At 42.5% G+C, this 18,865-nt stretch carries 13 protein-coding genes; 10 read left to right on the forward strand and 3 right to left on the reverse strand.

Annotated elements, in window-relative coordinates:
* Position 1 precedes the first annotated feature (1 nt).
* Entirely contained in the window at positions 2-481 is a 480-nt protein-coding gene (locus NZ043_RS24950; protein ID WP_339309517.1) for a GyrI-like domain-containing protein, read from the forward strand.
* Positions 482-696: 215 nt separating this feature from the next.
* Positions 697-2,136, forward strand: a complete 1,440-nt coding sequence (cls, locus tag NZ043_RS24955; RefSeq protein ID WP_339309518.1) for a cardiolipin synthase — start codon at positions 697-699, stop codon at positions 2,134-2,136.
* Positions 2,137-2,297: 161 nt separating this feature from the next.
* Here cls and NZ043_RS24960 read toward each other — a convergent pair whose 3' ends face one another.
* From NZ043_RS24960 to NZ043_RS24970, 3 genes are read right to left on the reverse strand one after another with little or no spacing between them, the layout of a single operon-like run.
* A complete protein-coding gene (locus tag NZ043_RS24960; protein ID WP_339309519.1) occupies positions 2,298-3,419 on the reverse strand; it encodes a Ger(x)C family spore germination protein in 1,122 nt (373 codons plus the stop codon).
* The gene (locus NZ043_RS24965; protein ID WP_339309520.1) at positions 3,416-4,504 is read right to left on the reverse strand and encodes an endospore germination permease; all 1,089 of its coding nucleotides are present in this window, start codon (positions 4,502-4,504) and stop codon (positions 3,416-3,418) included. The genes NZ043_RS24960 and NZ043_RS24965 overlap by 4 nt, the downstream gene beginning before the upstream one ends.
* On the reverse strand, positions 4,497-5,960 hold the full coding sequence (locus NZ043_RS24970) for a spore germination protein (RefSeq protein ID WP_091030166.1): 1,464 nt from the start codon (positions 5,958-5,960) through the stop codon (positions 4,497-4,499). Before NZ043_RS24970 ends, NZ043_RS24965 begins: the two co-directional genes overlap by 8 nt.
* Before the next feature lie 232 nt (positions 5,961-6,192).
* Here NZ043_RS24970 and NZ043_RS24975 point away from each other — a divergent pair, with 232 nt between their 5' ends.
* The 8 genes from NZ043_RS24975 (at position 6,193) to NZ043_RS25010 (ending at position 18,785) form a co-directional block, all read left to right on the forward strand.
* The gene (locus NZ043_RS24975; protein WP_339309521.1) at positions 6,193-8,490 is read left to right on the forward strand and encodes a stalk domain-containing protein; all 2,298 of its coding nucleotides are present in this window, start codon (positions 6,193-6,195) and stop codon (positions 8,488-8,490) included.
* Between the two features lie 117 nt (positions 8,491-8,607).
* Positions 8,608-10,893 (forward strand): DEAD/DEAH box helicase, encoded by a 2,286-nt coding sequence (locus NZ043_RS24980; RefSeq protein WP_339309522.1) that lies wholly within the window; start codon positions 8,608-8,610, stop codon positions 10,891-10,893.
* A gap of 20 nt (positions 10,894-10,913) precedes the next feature.
* Complete coding sequence (locus NZ043_RS24985; RefSeq protein ID WP_339309523.1) at positions 10,914-11,669, forward strand: class I SAM-dependent methyltransferase; 756 nt, start codon at positions 10,914-10,916, stop codon at positions 11,667-11,669.
* Positions 11,670-11,868: 199 nt separating this feature from the next.
* On the forward strand, positions 11,869-12,816 hold the full coding sequence (locus tag NZ043_RS24990) for an ABC transporter permease subunit (protein ID WP_091030155.1): 948 nt from the start codon (positions 11,869-11,871) through the stop codon (positions 12,814-12,816).
* A 13-nt stretch (positions 12,817-12,829) separates the two neighbouring features.
* Positions 12,830-13,699 carry a carbohydrate ABC transporter permease gene (locus tag NZ043_RS24995; RefSeq protein WP_017688329.1) on the forward strand — a complete coding sequence of 290 codons (870 nt, stop codon included), beginning with the start codon at positions 12,830-12,832 and terminating at the stop codon, positions 13,697-13,699.
* A gap of 65 nt (positions 13,700-13,764) precedes the next feature.
* Positions 13,765-15,342 carry an extracellular solute-binding protein gene (locus tag NZ043_RS25000; RefSeq protein ID WP_339309524.1) on the forward strand — a complete coding sequence of 526 codons (1,578 nt, stop codon included), beginning with the start codon at positions 13,765-13,767 and terminating at the stop codon, positions 15,340-15,342.
* A gap of 93 nt (positions 15,343-15,435) precedes the next feature.
* Positions 15,436-17,175, forward strand: coding sequence for a histidine kinase (locus NZ043_RS25005; RefSeq protein WP_339309525.1), 1,740 nt, complete (start codon positions 15,436-15,438; stop codon positions 17,173-17,175).
* Positions 17,175-18,785 carry a response regulator gene (locus NZ043_RS25010; protein ID WP_339309526.1) on the forward strand — a complete coding sequence of 537 codons (1,611 nt, stop codon included), beginning with the start codon at positions 17,175-17,177 and terminating at the stop codon, positions 18,783-18,785. Before NZ043_RS25005 ends, NZ043_RS25010 begins: the two co-directional genes overlap by 1 nt.
* Positions 18,786-18,865: the final 80 nt, after the last annotated feature.

Raw genomic sequence — 18,865 nt, forward strand, 5'->3', positions numbered from 1 at the left:
CATGAGTAATTATCATCTCGAAGAAAAAGAGAGCTTTATCGTGTTAGGTATTGGAACAGATCTTAAGAGCGACTATACAGACTATGTTGGCATCAGCAAGGAGAAGGCGGATTTTTGGTCCACGGTGAAAGAGGATGGAAGCCTTGACAAACTAAAGTCTCTGGCAACAAACGACTACATTTTTGCTGTAAACGAAGCAGTGAATAACCAGATGATGCATTATGCTGGTGTCATGACAGAAAAATCTCTGCCAGAAGCAACGAGAGTAATCCAATTTCCTAAGGGAGAATACCTTGTTGTGAAGGGTGAAGCAGAGACGGCTGATGCGCTCAGTAACATGCTTACTGGCATTGCCTTTGGTCAAGCCCTCCCCGTAGAAAAGGATTATGCTTATGTTGGAGGTCCAAATACAACAGTTGAAATGGGAGAGAAAAACGGTTTGGTATATGGTGAAATGTGGATTCCTGTTGTAAGGAATTAACTAAAGCATAAATAATCAATGCAAAAGAATCCCTTCTCTTATAGGAAGTGGATTCTTTTTTAGTTCGATGTCTAGTGATTATCATTTAATAGATTTAGTTTTCCTCAAGTATGTTATCATATTCTTTGTGATGACGGCTTCATTCGAGAACAGCTAAGTAATAAGCATTTTTTATTATTTACATAAAGTCAATGGAAGGCAGGAGATATAGCAGTATGGTCACGCTGATACTTTCGCTCGTTATGATTATAAACATATTACTCTCAGCGGTATTTTTGTTTTTTGAAAGGAGAGACATTGGTTATACTTGGGCCTGGCTCATGATATTTTACTTCATTCCTATTTTAGGTTTTATCGTTTATCTCTTTCTGGGACGTAACCTCAAAAAGAAAAATTTCTACGGACTTTCAGCTGAAGAGAGAAACTCCCTAAAGTTAATTGTCGAGAACCAGTTAGTGACATTGAAGGAGCAACGTAAGGAAAATAACCCACTGCTCATGAAATATGCTGACCTGATTCAATTGAATCTCACTTCATCCAATGCAATCCTAACCAATGACAATGAGATATTCATCTTCGATGATGGACAAGAGAAATTTGATTCTTTATTTGCTGATATCAAGGAAGCCAAGAAAGAGATTAACATCCAATATTACATTATTCAACCGGATTCCTTAGGGAAGAAATTACGAGATGAATTAACTATAAAAGCTAAAGAAGGCGTAAAAGTGCGAGTTCTCTATGACGAAATTGGTTCAAAGAAACTTTCATTGAAGTTTTTCAGAGAACTGATCTCTGCCGGTGGAGAAGTAGAGGTCTTTTTCCCATCACTGATTAGGCCATTAAATTTCCGTATGAATAATCGAAATCATCGAAAACTTTGTATTATTGATGGAGAGATTGCTTATATTGGCGGATTTAATCTAGGGAATGAGTATCTAGGCATGGATAAAAAGTTTGGATACTGGCGTGATACACATTTTAAAATGCACGGAGATGCCGTTAATCATATTCAAGGAAGGTTTATTTTGGATTGGAAACACGCCAGCAAATCCGATCAAGTCAGTTACGAACAATTCTCCTTCAACACAGCAAGGCTTGATGGTTCAAGTCCAGTCCAGATTGTGTCTAGTGGTCCTAACTCACAGGTGGAACACCTGAAGAATATGTACATCAAGCTTATAGTAAATGCCAAAAAGAGTGTGTATATTCAAACGCCTTACTTTATTCCTGACAGCACTTTTATGGATGCATGTAAAATCGCACTCCTATCCGGGGTGGATCTGCGCATTATGATTCCCAATAAGCCCGATCACCCGTTTGTATATTGGGCGACTTGGGCGTATGCTGGTGAATTATTGGACTATGGAGCCAAGATTCTGTTATATGATAATGGATTCTTACACGCAAAGACCATTGTAGTAGACGAAGAAGTCGCTTCAGTAGGCACGATGAATATTGATTCCCGGAGCTTTAGGTTGAATTTTGAGGTGAATGCAATTGTATATGACGAGCGAGTTGCGAAACAACTTCAAGAATTATTTCATCAAGATAGCCAGTTAAGTACAGAACTTACTTCTGATCGTTATAGAAATAGGTCCCTTATTATAAAATTTAAAGAAGGAATATCACGTCTTCTTTCACCTATTTTATAGCTCAGCTTCACTGCCGATGTTATACTCAACCAGGCACGATAAAACTTTTCACTGAAGTGCTTCTTAACGACTAGAGTATTAGCAAATCCTTCTTTAAGTCAACAGTTAATAGCTCTCTTCCAAATAGAAGAGAGCTTTTCCAATTACATGATATCAGGCTGCTAATTTAAAACGCCACTGCCGACTATTGTAACCTTTACTTCCGGGTGAAAACGAACTTGCGCATATTCTTTATTCCAGTTTAGGCTTTTCCATAAGTCCGGGTAATGGGCAATTAAATGTCTGCCAATACCGAAGGAATCACAACCACTTTGCTGAAGTGTCTTGATAATTTGTTCTGCGTCCTGAGTCATGTCATCGGATAACTGGCTGTTCAGACGTTCAATCGTGTCTTTTTCCTGAAGATGATTCATTGCATACTCAACGATCGTTACTGGAAGTTCGATATGGAGATTCACATCAATTTGGCTATCATTTGCCACTTTTACCGTGAGTTTGCGCTTAATTTGTGCGATATTTGCTTCATAAGTGACATAGTTTCGCGGGTTGTTGGAAGGCCCTGGGTGGACCTTTTTGACAAAACGCGCCGTTTTATTCCATTTCCCACTCATAATAATGTATAGAGGAGCCTGTTCGGTAGTAAGACTCCCATTAAACCTTTGCCCATGAAACAGGGCGATTCCCCGAGCATCAATCTCCTCTCCATCCTTATATAGATAAGGCAGTGTAAAATCCTGTCCCGGATCGAGCATGGGAGGGAGAAGGGTCTCTAACGTCATTTCCGGAAAAATACATAATTCCTCCAGACTCTTAATTTTTTTCGTAATAAAATCACCAATCAATATGCTACCAACTTTTTTTTGGTGTAACAGATCTCCAGCATCGCCATCCACAATCGCAATTTTTACATGTGAGGTTGGGTAATCGGGTTCCCGATATAAGACGTCCAGGTAGGGGTAGATATCATTTTGTGCAAGTTTGTTGCCGTATAAGATCATCCCATATTTGAAAAACCGGATATCACCAGTCACTTTAGCGCGAATTCTATCTGTACTTTGACGGACGGATCTTCCGGTGCCTGAGTGAACTTCATTACCGCTGCTCCCTTGTTGACTCTCAGAATCATCGACAATTTCAAGCGTCTGTTTAATTTCACCCTCTGAGGTGATGTCAAACGCCGAAGCATTAGCCAATCTTGCATCTTTTAAACTATCCTGATCCCAACATCCCGTCATCACCATGAGCAGGGTCAGCAGGATGAGGATTTTCCCCCGTTTACTCATATCATCTTCTCTTTTCGTTTCATTATATAAGATAGAACCAACAGGAGCAGAGGCAGGATCATGAGAAAAAAGTATGCCGATCTGTTGGCTATCGTACTAATTAACTCAAGTTTTTCCTTCTGTTGTGGCAGATACGCAATTATGCAAGAAGCAAGAACGACATAAGGCACCGCTTTTTTATGGTGTTTTTGTTTGAAGAGATAACTTATACCATAGGATGCGGTATAGTAATAGCCACATATGGCCCCAAAAATTGAAATTAACCAAATAGGGAGGAACAGGAAATCGGCCCGATCCATTGTTCCGAGTGGGATAGAGCGGAGCAGATATATGACCGGTTCAGGCATTAAGTCAAGTTGCTGGGGGCTGAACGCCGTTGAACAAATGAAAACGGTGAATGCATACAACACCACGACTACAGCACTTGCTAAAGCAACAGACTTGAGTTTGCCACCGCTGCTACCTTCAACCATAGGAAACACAACGAGAAAAAACTCGAATCCGAACATAGCCATTAATGTTTCGGTTGATCCACTAATGATATTGGGCCATCCCGCTTCGGTTAACGGCAAAAGATATAACAGATTGATTTCCTTGAGTCCATAACTGATCAATACCATCATGGGCAAGACCAAAAAGGAGATGAGTACCAGTACTCGGGCAATGATTCGTAATTTTTGCCGAACCAAATAGATACTGCTGAACAAGAAGAGGGCTAATATAGCCCACCGAGGCGTATCCTGCAGCATCCAGCGGTTAATCACACCGTAAGCGTTCACCAGAACAGAAGTACCCATTAACAGGAAATATCCAACGTAGGCAATGATCAGCAACTTGCCAATCCATTTACCCGTAATCAGCGTTACAATGTCATAAATGGATGAACTCGGGAATCTTCGCATCAAAAGCCAGCACAACAATATGACAAGTTGGATCAGGAACCCTCCAAGGAAAACAGAGATCCACCCACCGCCTTTAGAGAGAAGATGTATCCGGTAAGGGAGGGACAAAATATCTACACCAATTTCAAATTTCAAAATGAGCAAGAATAATTGTCCCTGAGTGATTGTCGTTTCCTTATTCACGTTTTTTCCAACTCCTAGAGAACTTCTGCTGATTCAGCCGCCGTGGGCGGGCATCATGAGGACGCCCGCGAAGCGCCCAAATGGGAAATCGAATCCATACATCCTTCATGTCAGCTAATCGGAAAGGGGCCACTGGAGCAAAATAAGGCGATCCGAAGTTTTCCATCTTACAGAGGTGAATGGTTAGAATCACCAGACCAAATGCGATGCCGATATATCCAAAAAGCGCCGCTCCAATCATCATTGGAAAGCGGAGAATACGGACTGCCGAACTCATCTCATGCGAAGGCACCAAAAACGACGAGATAGCAGTTAGCGATACCACAATAATCATTGTATAGGATACAAGCCCCGCACGAACGATAGCATCTCCGATAACCAAACCGCCAACGATGCCGATGGTCTGGCCCACTCGGCTGGGAAGTCGGACCCCGGCTTCTCTTAATACTTCAAAGATCAGTTCAAGCAACATTGCCTCTACAAGTGCAGGAAAGGGGATGTTCTGCAATGATTTCTTGATTGTGTGTGCCAGCTCGATCGGTAAAATGGCGGAGTGAAAAGAGATGGTTGCAATATAAACAGCAGGTAATGTAAAAGCAATGACAAAACTCATCATGCGAATTAACCGTAAAAAAGAACTGACAATCCAGCGACCATGATAATCATCCGGACTTTGATAAAAAGCAAAAAACGTAACTGGAGCAATAAGAGCTGACGGACTTCCTTCGGCAAGTATGGCGACGCGTCCTTCCATCAAGTTGGCAATAACCCGGTCAGGTCTTTCTGTATTGAGCTGCTGGGGAAACAGAGAGAAGGGGTTATCCTCCACAAATTCTTCAATAAAACCTGGAGCGAGCACCATATCTGAAGATATGGATGTGATTCGCTCTTTGACTTCGTTCACCAACTCCGGATTGGCCAAGTCCTGAAGATATACAACTGCAATTTTGGTATGTGTCTTCTCGCCGACGTTAAAATATCGAACGATTAAGGATGGACTGATAATTTGTCTGCGGATCAGATTCAAATTAACCGAAAGCTGCTCTACGAATCCATTGTGCGGACCTCGAATAACACCTTCGTTTTCCGGTTCGGTTGTGCTACGGACATACATTTTCTCGGTAGAGAGAATGTAAAACTCCGGGTACCCGTCGATTATGTAAAGACATTTCCCTTGAATAAGTGAGACTATTCCACGTTGCAGATCCGTATCTTTTCGACTTTCTAATGTGGTGAACGATGGGTAGATTTCCGAATGGGCTTGCTCATTTAGTGCGGTTAAGACATGTGTTTGAATGATCTCCTGATCTACAAGTGAATCGATATAGAGAAGCACACTGTGTACACCATTAAGTAGAAGCAATTGTTGTTTCAAATCGTCAGTACAGTAGAGGGACTGTTCCACATAAGAAATATTCATTTTTAATTCAGAGAAAGCCTGATTGGTTGGGGTCATTGATCCACCTCTTTATAAAATGCGACATGGATTATCTTGTGCAAAATCAAGACTATTATTCAATAGGCGCTTCTTATTCAAAGAACTTATAACCAAACATTGAAAAAATAGCTGTACTAAAATCCATAATTTACAATTCAATTAGAAACTTTTTCCTAAAACTAGCGTCTAATATTATGACTTTTTGAGGGGTTATAAATTACTAGAGAGTAGAAGGAGCCAAAGACAACGCATGAATATGAAAAAGAAATTATCTATTTTTACCGCTTTAGCCGTTTTTCAAGCATTTGCAGTCGGTTCTGTGAATGCGCAATCAGCACCGCAAGGTGACACCGCGTCAGTAAACACGGCCAATGTAGAATCAGTTGAGGTGTTAAAGCAAGAGCAGCCGATTGCAGAGCGTGAAGTGAAGACGGAGAGCAATAACAAATCTACCAATACTCCGACCGCTGAAGCCAAGGACACTCAAACCTCGACCGGCACTGAGGCAACACCCAAAACAGATAGCGAAAAACCTGCATTGGATGGGGGAGAGAGCACTGCAAACGAAACGGGTACGAAACCTGTAGTTCAAGAGGAAACACCTGAGGAGGAAACGCCAGCTACACCTGCTCAAATAGAGCAACCATCCATTGATGGAACGTCTCCTGTAGCAGCAGGTGGGAATCTGACGTTGTACATGAATAGCAACAAAATGGAGCAGGATGGAAAAACGTATCTTGCGGGCCAGCCAATGGCTGTAAAAAACGGTGTATCCTATGTTGCAATCCGTGCGCTGGTTGACCGTGTGGGATACGGCGTCAAATACGATAACAAAACCAAGGAAACCATCATTATTAGTGGTGAGGATGAACTCCGATTCAAGACTAACAGCAAAGACTATACGGTAAATGGAGAGACCAGAACGATGAAAGGCCCTGCGTATCAGCAAAAAAGTACATTCATGGTGCCGTTAACTTCCATTACTCAAGCTCTGAACATCACCTATAAAGTGAATCAGTCGGCTAAAACGGTTGTGTTGAATCTAAATACAAAACCTGTTGCAAGTTTCACCATTTCCCAAAAGGAAATCTTTGCGGGTGATCAAGTGGACTACGTGACTTCTAACAGTTCACCCAATGGAATGGATATCGTTGACGAACGCTGGACTGGTCGCCAAGATTCATTTGATCAAGCAGGTACATATACGATTTCATATCAAGTACAGGATTCCAACGGCCAATGGAGTGATCCCTATTCCGTTACCATTGAAGTATTGAGTCCTAATCTTCCTCCTGTAGCCATGTTCGCCACAGATAAAGAACAGTATAAAATGGGCGAAAAAATAACATACACAGACCAAAGTACAGATGATGAAAATAATATTGTTAAAGCGGTATGGGAGAACAATTCACTTGCGTTCTTTGAACCGGGTCCAAAAACGGTGACACTTACGGTTACTGACAATCACGGCGCTACGAACACGTATTCCAAAGTCATTACCATAACGAATGAGACCTTATATTCATTTACCGACTTCAATTTACTTTTCACGCCGGTAGGACAGAAATTCACCTTTAACGGCGGCGAAGTGACTACGATGGAGAAAGTCCCGTATACGTACATGGATGAGCCAAGTTTGCTGATCCGCAGTAACAGTCCGGAAACTGTGAATACGGAAGGCATTGTATATAAAGAATCATCTTCGGGGCAGACCCGTTTCATGATTCACCACGTGAACAATACAGGCAAAAGAGTAAAAATGTATGTGATTGCAACCAATAACAATCCAAATCCGGCCGTATTTGAACAACAGAATATGGGCTTTGCCGGCCCTACACCGTATGCTACCGTAGCTGGGAAATTGTCTATTGATAAATGGTTCAAGTCAATTCAGACTGGAGCGGATCAAAAGAAAGAGTACCTTCAACCTGGGGAAAGCAAACTGATTTTGACAGAACTTAATAAAACGCCAATGAAAGAAGGACAAGTCATTTCTCTCTATTCGGACGCTTATAGTGATTATTCCCTAGACTATAACGTTATCCTGGTGGAAGAAAATAAAGATCCGTTTGAGGCTCTGCCATTGTTACCTGTGCTTGATCGTGACGGAGTACACAACCGTGGTACGTACCCGAATGCGACTCGCATTATAAAGTACGATGAGCACGTGGGAATCAAACCTGCCCGTCTGCCACTTGGTGACAATTCAAGCGATCCCAATCTGGTAGGAACAGATCCGATGGCTTACACAGACGCATCCAATGCGGGTAATTTCGGCGTATTGTACAAAATCACGCTGACCAATGTTGCACCGCGTACACTTATCTCCTTTAACCCTCGTGGAGGGAAGTACTCCGGAGTAGCTCTGGTGAACAATCAGTTGGTATCGATTGCCGAAGGTAACGTTGCAGTTGCCAATTCAAGTGAACAAAGCGTGCTTTACCGCACCGGTTCAACTGGAGAGAGCGTAACCATTCTATTCTCTGCCGCACCAGGAAGCAACCTGCCGGTGAATCTGCTCTTTACACCACTCCCATCGGAGAAGTAATCTAGTTGTCTCTTATAACGAATAGTTTGAGTGGCGCGTTAATCATCGACAGAAAAGACTCCGTATGGAGTCTTTTCTTTTCACTACTTATTTCTACTAAGGAGGAATCAAATTCCGATGAATGTAGTCGTCAAGTTGATACGTGAATTCAAAGAGCGGGATACCCGGCGTTTGTTGAAAGATTATCGAGACAGAGTGGGGCTTATCAGGAAACGGAATTTGGAAGTTTGGGATGATCAGCGCCTGCAAGCAGAATCTCTTCGACTGCAAGAAGAAGCAAGATCAGGCACGCCTTTGGATGATCTGCTTGTTGATGCTTATGCTCTAGTCTGCGAGGTTGCGAAGAGAACACTCGGATTACAGCCTTACGATGTGCAAATTATGGCTGCGATTGCTTTGCACGAGAGATTGTTGATCGAGCAGCATACCGGTGAAGGAAAAACACTCTCTGCTGTTATGCCTGTTTATCTCAACGCTTTGACAGGCAAAGGCGTTCATGTGCTTACTTTTAACGACTACTTGGCAAATCGAGATGCCGAGTGGATGGGCCCGATCTATCGCTTTCTTGGGTTAACGGTAAGCTCGGTTCAAGCGGGCATGAGCCTGTTCGAGAAACGGGAAGCTTACGCCAAGGATATAACCTATGTTAAGGCTAAAGAAGCAGGGTTCGATTATTTGCGTGACACAATAGCATTCAATGAGGCTGATACCGTACACCGTCCTTTCCACTACGTCATCGTTGACGAAGCGGATTCATTGCTTCTTGATGAAGCGCGGGTGCCGCTAGTCATTAGTGGCGATTCGAGTGCTTCCAAGAGTGATGGCAATCTTTTCGCAGAAGTGGCCCGGCAGCTGCAGCCAGGTGAGCATTACGATTTTGACGAGTTCCAACGGAACGTTTACTTGAATGAAGCCGGTGCTGCAAAAGCGGAGTTGCTGCTGGGATGCGGCAATTTGTACGATAGCCATAACAGTCATTGGTTAACGTCATTGAATTGTGCGCTGCATGTGGAATCGTTATTAAAAAAAGACGTCGATTATATCGTCCGGGACGGTGTAATTGAGCTAATCGAAGAACATACAGGTCGTGTGGCCGAAAACAGGTATTTGCCGGACGGGTTGCAAGCTGCCATTGTGGCCAAAGAAGGGTTACAGTGGAAGGCCGGTGGGAGAATTCTCGGCACGATCACCATTCAGCACTTTATTAGCCTGTATTCGGGAATTTGCGGAATGACGGCTACAGCGCACACTTCAGCAATGGAATTTGAGGATATCTATGCGTTACAGGTCGTGCGAATTCCGCCGAACCAACCAAACATACGGATTGACCACAAGCATCGAATTTACACCCATAAAGAAGCCAAATATAAGGCGCTTGTACAAGAAATCTCTTCCGTCCATAGGGTGGGACGCCCCATTCTTATTGGTACCTCAAGCGTTGAGGAGTCTGACATGCTAGCGGAGGAGCTTGCCGCTGCTGGTGTACCTTGCCAGGTTCTGAATGCAAAAAACGATGCAAAAGAAGCCGAAATCATCCCTAAAGCCGGAGAAATCGGGGCAGTAACGGTATCTACGAATATGGCAGGACGCGGCGTCGATATTCGTCTCGGTGGCGGCAACCCCGCGCAGGCAGAAGTAATTGCCAAGCTTGGCGGATTATACGTAATAGGTACATATGTGAACGAAAGTATGCGGATTGATGACCAGCTGCGCGGACGTTGCGGCCGCCAAGGTGACCCTGGAGCATCCGTATTTTATATTAGCCTGGAAGACGAGTTGATGCTTCGGTTTGGCATTCATAAACTGTTTCGCGCTCCCAATCAGGACGAGGTTCTTGATGATCCGGCGCTCCACAGCAAAATCGAGCACATTCAGCGCGTTATTATAGGCCAAAACTTCGATATTCAGCGGGAATTGAACTGTTATTCGGATATGGTGGAAGATCAGAGGCGAATTCTATACGAGGAGCGGCTCGGAATTTTGAAAGCTGAGAGACCGATGAGCCCATCGGAGCAGCGGGTACGGCTTTTTTATATCGACGAGTTCTGGGCTGACCATCTGGCATTCGTTTCTTACATTCGTGAAAGCATTCATCTCGAGAGCATTACCAGTCGCAACCCGATCGACGAGTTTCATACGCAAATCACCCAAGCATTCGAGCAAATTTCTGCTAAAATAGATCATGAGTCGGCCCATATGCTTAGAAAACTTGGAGGTTCGAATGATCCGGCGAAATGGGAACAGTTCGGTCTGAAGAGTCCTATTTCGACTCGAACCTATATGATCAACGATCAATACAGCCAAGATAAGCGCAGCTCATGGACCGGAACGACGGTATTTGCTTTTTGGGGCAGTAAGATTTTGAAGCTGTTACTGAAGCCAGTATATAGGATGTCAAAATAGTAATGGGAGCGTGACAATCGATGAACAATAGAGAACGGTTTTCGAGCCGGGTCGATTCGTATTTGAAATACCGCCCGAGTTATTCAAAAGAGGCTATTGACTATTTGTACGACGTCGTTGGTTTACATGTGAACAGTAATATAGCAGACATCGGTTCAGGTACTGGCATCATCTCAAAACTACTTCTGGAACGCGGAAGTTATGTAGCCGCAGTCGAGCCAAATCAGGCAATGCGGGAGGCCGCCGAGCAAATGTTAGAAAGTAATCCGCAATTCCAGAGTATAGCAGGTTCCGCAGAATCTACTGGATTACCTGATCAGTCGGTTGATTTTATTGTCTGCGCTCAGGCATTTCACTGGTTTGATCGCTCTGCAGCCCAAATCGAGTTTCGCAGAATTCTGCGGCCAGGTGGGAGAGTAATACTCATCTGGAATTCACGTCTTACAGACGGTACTCCATTTCGTGAAGAGTACAATCAACTGCTCCATACATATGGAACCGACTATGAAAAAGTTAATCATAAAAATATTTCTCAGACGATGTTGCTCTCTTTTTTCAAGGAAGGTTCAATGCATGAAATGCGATTCAGAATGAGTCAGGAGTTCGATTTCGAAGGATTGAAAGGCCGTTTGTTATCATCTTCTTACAGCCCTGTACCCGGGCATGCAAATTACGATCCAATGATGACGGAACTGCGGAATTTATTTGATAAAAATAATCAAGAGGGTACTGTTCATTTCGATTATGAAACTGAGATTTTTTGGGGAGAAGTATAAATACGGCATTGAAAGTCGCTACTATAGCGGCTTTTTTTTATTTTAGTGGAACAAGTTCTTGTCTCAGTTGCCGGGATTAGCTGTTGGAACGAGCCCAGGCACACTTCCTTAAAATCTTATAAGAAATTCTTGATATTTCAGAAATTTATCCGATAGGTGGGTGCTATTATACAAATACAAACAAAGACGAGGTGATGAAATGCAAGCAAAGTTGGCAGCGGACGCCATTCCCATCTCCAAAAAGCGAAAGACATGGATAAGGACAATACAAAAGTACAAAGTGATGTATGCTCTCTTATTACCAGCCTTAATTTACTTTGCGGTATTCAAATACATTCCTATGGCGGGAATCATGATTGCTTTTAAAAACTACAACCTGGCTTTGGGACTATGGGATAGCCCATGGGTAGGATTCAAAAATTTTACGGATTTTATGAACGGCGTTTATTTCTGGGACATCATGAAAAATACGATCATCATATCGCTTTATAAGCTATTGTTCGGTTTCTCCGCTCCCATCGTACTAGCTTTACTCCTCAATGAAGTGTATAGCCAATGGTTTAAAAAAATCGTACAGACAATCACTTATTTGCCTCATTTTCTGTCATGGGTCATCGTTTATGGAATTATGGTAGCATTACTAGCCCCAGGCGACGGTCTCTTTAACATGATTTTAAAGGATTTTGGTGTTGAACCCATCTCGTTTCTAACGGAACCTGCCTGGGGCAGAATGCTGATCATCTTATCTGAAGTATGGAAGGATATTGGATGGGGGGCGATTTTGTACCTTGCCGCCTTGGCAGGAATCGATCCAAGCTTATATGAAGCGGCTCGAATAGATGGCGCTTCCAAATGGAGACAGCTCTGGCATATCACGTTACCTGGCATTCGAGGAGTCATTATTCTGATGCTGATTCTGAAATTAAGTCATATCCTGGATGCAGGTTTTGACCAAATATTCATGTTTGCCAACACCTTTAACCAAGAGAAGATCGATATTATCGACACATGGGTATACCGGGAAGGGTTGGAGCGTCTTAAGATCGGCTTGGCTACTGCTGTAGGATTGTTTAAAGCTGTCATCGGATTTGCTTTAGTATTGGCAGCGAATAAGCTCGCCAAAAAATTCGATGGGCAAATTTGGTGAGGTGGTCTTTAGAATGATCCATTTGACAATCGGAGAAAAAGTCTGGCAAACCGTCGTTTATGTAATTCTTATTTTGTTATCCCTACTGTGCGTGCTACCGTTTCTATATGTGGTTGCTGTCTCCGTAACGCCAGAATCGGAAGTATTAAGAAGAGGGATTGTGATTATACCAGAATCCTTTACCTTTCTGGCCTATAAAGAAGTATTCATTTCTCATGGGATCTGGCAGGCGTATAAAATTACGTTGTTCCGAACGATTGTAGGCACTGCGTTAAATGTGTTTTTTACGGTAATCGCGGCCTACCCGTTATCCAAAAAATATTTGCCCGGAAGAAGTCCGTTTTTACTCTTCATTGTGTTTACCATGATGTTCAGTGGGGGGTTAATTCCGACTTATTTACTAATTCGTTCCTTGGGATTGTTAAACAGTCCGTGGGTATTGATCATTCCAAATCTCATTAGTGCATTTAATCTGGTGATCATCAAAGGTTTTTTTGAGCAATTACCTGGTGAAATCGAGGAATCAGCGAGGGTAGACGGTGCGAGTGAGCTTCAGACGTTATGGCGGATCATTTTACCCTTGTCCTTACCCGTACTTTCTACCATTTCCCTATTTTACGCAGTCGGGCATTGGAACAGTTATTTTGATGCCATTGTATATATCAATGATTCCAACTACATGCCACTTCAAGTGATATTGCGCAACATCCTGCTTAACGTCGCAACTCAAAGTGCTGATTCGCTCGCCAATTCCGGCGCTGTCAGTACGTTTGCTGTGCAAATGGCTACAGTTGTTGTAACTACGGTCCCGATATTGATCGTTTATCCATTTTTGCAAAAACATTTTACCAAAGGTGTACTCCTGGGATCCGTTAAAGGTTAAAAGGTGTTCCAACCTAACTTATTACGGGGAAACCGTGATAATATACAAGCAAAGGAGAGGTCAATATGCAGCGTAAAAAGATTTCATTTGCTATTCTGTCGGCAATCTTAGGACTTGGAACGCTATTGTCAGGATGTGGGGGAAATGAAGAAGTTACATCGACAACTTCGATTAATTCTCAAGGCCAGTTTGCAACCAAAATGAAAATCTCAATGTTTAACCAAGGTACTTTTAATGCTGCTGCTCCAGTACCTCCACGTGATGAAGATATTCAACGCCAAATGTTGGAAGAAGAGATGAACATCGACTTGGATATGATGATTCCTCAAGCGGGTCAAGCAACAACCAAACTGAATACACTCATTGCAGGCGGGGATATTCCAGACTTGATCTTCTTGAAGAGCCGTGCTGATCTCGCGCAATATTACGACCAAGGTGTTCTTGCGGATTTGACACCGTATATGGACCAATTCCCTGAACTACAGAAACGATTTGGCACCGATTCATGGGAGGCAATGTCCTATCAAGGAAAAACCATTGGAGTTCCAGGTTATGATAATGTAAACGGTATCAGTCGAAGCTTCTTCATCCGTAACGATTGGCTGAAAAAGCTAAATATGGAGGTACCAACGACACCTGACGAGTTGTTCGAAGTTATGAAAGCCTTTACAGAGAAAGATCCGGACGGTAATGGCAAAAATGATACGTACGGATTCATTGGCGGTATGAATAAAGAAGGTAATCTGCAAACCTACGGCTTTGATAGCTTGATGTGGATGTTTGGCGTTAATCCTCCTTCGGCCGTTGAGATAAAAGATAATGAACCGGTATTCCTGTTTATCGATCCCAAAATGAAAGAGGCACTTGCTTACATTAATAAAATGATGGCAGCCAAGGTGGTTGACCCAGACTGGGTGACGATGAATTCGCCTGATTTGTTGGACCAAAAGATGTTTAAGGGTAAAATTGGCTTTATGATCAGAGATGCTCGCAGACTGGAACCGGATTATCAACAGAAAATGAAAGAAATTAGTGGAGAAGTTCCGGAATGGATTGTCATCCCTCCGATGAAAGGTCCTTACGGGGATCAAATTGTAGAGAGAAAATCATTCCAGGGCAATTCATGGGCCATATCCGCAAAAGCGGACGAGGACAAAATCATTCGGATCTTGTCCATGCTAAATTATCTCTTTACGGATGAAGAAGCTTATCCAAACTTTGCATACGGAATTAAAGGCATCCATTGGGATGTCGTAGACGGCAAGATCAAGAATAAAACCTCCGAGTTATCAAAGGAAATGAAAGAGAAGTACCTATGGGTCGATCATTATAGAATGCCGCGCCGTGGTGATGATGCGGAGTACTTCAGTTTCCAAAATCCGAAGACAGCGGAAGCTTTCAAGGACAATCAGCAATATGTGGGGCCAACGTTGCCCGGAAATTTATTGACCCCTGACCCAAGCGATACCTTGGATGCTGACCGCACACGTTTCATTAATGAAAGCTTGGTTAAGTTTATGACGGGCAAAGAGCCTCTCTCCAACTGGGACAATTTCCTCCAGACGCTGGATACCAAGTTTGACATGCAGAAATATAAGGAAACAGCAATCCAGCAATTTAAAGAAGCCGGCCTTATCAAGTAAAAATAAACGAAGAGAGAGTGGCTATTCGTAGCCCCTCTCTTTATTAGCATATGCTATTCTTAGTTTAAAACGGAACTAAAAGGAAGATGATCAATGCGAAGAAGAATCAGCTTGCCTTTAAAATTATTTTTTATCGTGTTTGCCTTTGTATTAGGCTGCATCATCTTGATAAGCCAATTATCTTATCGCTATGTGCAAAAGGAAATAAGAACCAATGACATTTTTTACACCAATCAAATACTAGACAAGGTAGACCAGTATTTCACCGTTAACTTTTCCTCCTTCCAGACGATTCTCTTCTCAGTTGAAACATCAGTGAAAGCCAACATTAACAATACCGAAGTGATTAAAAAGCAATTAAGAGAGCTGTATGAACTCAACAGTATTTATGTCAGTAATATTTATTTGATCAAAAACGATTTATCGATTCTGGGTGGAAGTACACCTACTCGAATATTCGATGAACCTTTAGCTGAAAGAGCACCTTTATTTGATGCGGCTGACAAGAATAGAAGGACTACCTTTGTTAGTGAACCTTACAAATCAAAGTATTCCGGCTGGACCGTTACGATGGTTCGATACCTGAACGGTGCTCCGTTTCCTATGGCCATTGCGGTTGATTTGGATCTAAATGCCATTGAAGAAACCTTGTTTAAGATTAATAAACAGGAACAAATGAATCTGGCTCTGATCACTGCGTCAGGTAAGATCATTGCCGGATTTTCTGAAAATAAAGGACCTCTGAATATTCAAGATCATTCTTTTTCGATCGGAGAGACGTCAGCGGAAGAAATTCTGAATACAACAGAAACAAACCTTCAACTGTATACCAACGATGGTACTCCGGTTTCCCTTTTGAAAAAACCGACGGAGAAATTCAACTGGACCATCATCTCGATTAACGACGAGTCACGCTTGAAAGCAGCATTGTCCCGATTGGAAACCTATTATATTGAGCTTCTTGCTGCAGGTCTTCTCTTAAGTTTGTTCATTTCTTATTTGGTTGCCAAATATATCAGGAAACCACTTTATACACTCAAAACAAAAATGAAGCAGGTAGAGCAAGGCATCCTCACAACAACAATAACCATTAATCGAAACGATGAGTTTGGAGATCTTTCACGAGCATTCGATCGTATGTTGCAGCAAATTGTGGAACTGATTCGCCGGGCCGAGCTTCATAATGAGCTTGAGCGGAAGCTGGAAATCCAAGTGTTACAGTCTCAAATAAACCCTCATTTTCTGTATAACACGCTTGGTTCCATCAGCAATGTGATACGTCTCGGACAAATAGAGAAAGTAGATGTGGTAATCGGGTCGCTCATTTCATTATTGGAATACGGGATAGACGACGCTTCAGAGAAGGTTTCCCTACGTCAGGAACTACGCAATGTAGCCGACTATATCGAGATCCAGAACATTCGGTATAACCGAAACTTCAATTTGATTGAAGATATCGAAGCAGGGTTAATGGATTTTCCGGTTTTCCGAATGCTGCTGCAGCCTCTTGTGGAGAATAGTATCTTCCATGGTTATAACGGTGGGGCAATTGAGGGCCCTATTACGATTCATGCCTACAGGGAGGGTGGCATCGTCATCATCGAAGTTGTTGACCAAGGTGAGGGAATTCCAGCCGATAAAATAAAGCATATTTTAATCTCAGAACCGAGTGAAGAGGAAGTGAAAAGAAAAAGAATCGGGCTGAATAATATTCAGGGTCGAATAAGACTTCACTACGGAGATCAATTCGGACTGGATATTATTAGCATACCTAAGGAAATAACCCGTATACGTGCTTTATTCCCGGCAGAATTGCAAAAAGGAGATGCATAATGGGGAAAGAATATACCTGCTTCATTGTTGACGATGAAGACCTGATTATTCAACGATTGGAATTGTTTTTTAATGAACTCTCTCATAGGGATAGACGTTTTGTTCTAGTGGGCAAAGCGAATAATGGGCTGAATGGGATCGAGGAGATCATAAAACTTAAACCGGATATCGTTATATCTGATATTGTAATGCCGCGAATGGATGGCATCTCCATGATTGAGCAGCTCAAGGCGGAGCTCCCCCATACCCAATACATACTTTTGACCGCCTATTCATCCTTCGAATACGCTCAGCGGGCGATTCAAGCCAACGTATTGGAGTACATTGTAAAGGTTCCGCTGAGGGAAGCCGATTTGAATCGAGCGTTGGATAAGGCAGCCGGAATTTTAAATGAGTTTGAGAAAAAAGAAGCGGAATTTCACTCATTAAACGTATCCGTACTTGAAAATAAATATAGAGTCCGCAAACAATTTTTTAACGAATTGATTCGAGGTGAAATTCCTTCTCATCGGGCATCGGATTTTGCCAATCGTATGCAGTTTCATTTTTTTCAAGCCAACTATTGCTGCTTCATCGTTGAGATGAATACGTATGAAAGTTTCCGCAACGAATACGCAGCGGCAGATCAAAACATCTTGAAATATGCGATTACAAATATCATTGAAGAAACGGTGATGAGTGGTGGCAGCGGCGTAGCTGCGGATCTGTCGGATAATCGTTTTATTGGCTTTTTATCCTGGGAAAATAACCGCAGTGATATGGAAACGGAATATGCTTGCCTATCCTTGGGAGGGCAGATTGTCTCTCATTTGCATCAATATTTGAATAAAAAGGTATCGGTTGCTTTTGGAAGTCCGCACAGGGGCTGGGAATCGATCAAACAGGCGTATACGGAAGCTAAAAATGTGAGTGAGGATTTCTATTATCATACCGAGAAAGTCGTAAAAACACCGATGCATCGGTTCCAATACCATAATGACAAAAAAGCAGACTTTCAGCAGAAGCTGGCTGATTTTCTTATACGGCTTAAAAGGAAGATTTCCAAGGAAGAGCTGGATAATGCACTTGCCGATCTGTCGCAATTTGTTACGGACCATAAAATCCACAAGTCCATCATGGTGCCAATGATTAGAGACTTGTACAGAGACATTACCGTGAAATTTAAGTCGGGGAATAAGATGGCCACGGAAGTTCCAGACTTCCCCATGGAATTTATGGCTTTTCAGGAGCAGCTCGCCTATATTGGCGACTTCACGTTCGAATATGTGCATGCGGGCCAACTGTTACATCGTGCAGAAATTATGAGTGCTATGCATTTTATAGAGAAAAACTTGAAACAACGTTTAACGTTGGAGACCATTGCGGAGGAAGTGAATTTAGCGCCATCGTATTTTAGCAGCTTATTCAAAAAAACAATGAACGAAGGCGTGATCAGCTACATCAACCGTAAAAAAATCCATCTCGCCCTCGAGTTGTTAAACGTTCGGGATTATTCTTTATTGGAATTGTGCGAGGAAGTAGGCATCGTCAATGAAGGGTATTTTTGCAAACTGTTTAAAGAATATACGGGGGATACACCTAAACAATATCGGATAAAAATGACACGGTAGGAATCCTAATAAGGATGCAAAAAATGTATGATTTTCTCGCGAAATCCTGTAAAAAAAAACGGACCAAAACCATTACCATG

Source organism: Paenibacillus sp. FSL k6-2145, assembly GCF_037976585.1.
In the GTDB taxonomy this organism is placed as follows: domain Bacteria; phylum Bacillota; class Bacilli; order Paenibacillales; family Paenibacillaceae; genus Paenibacillus.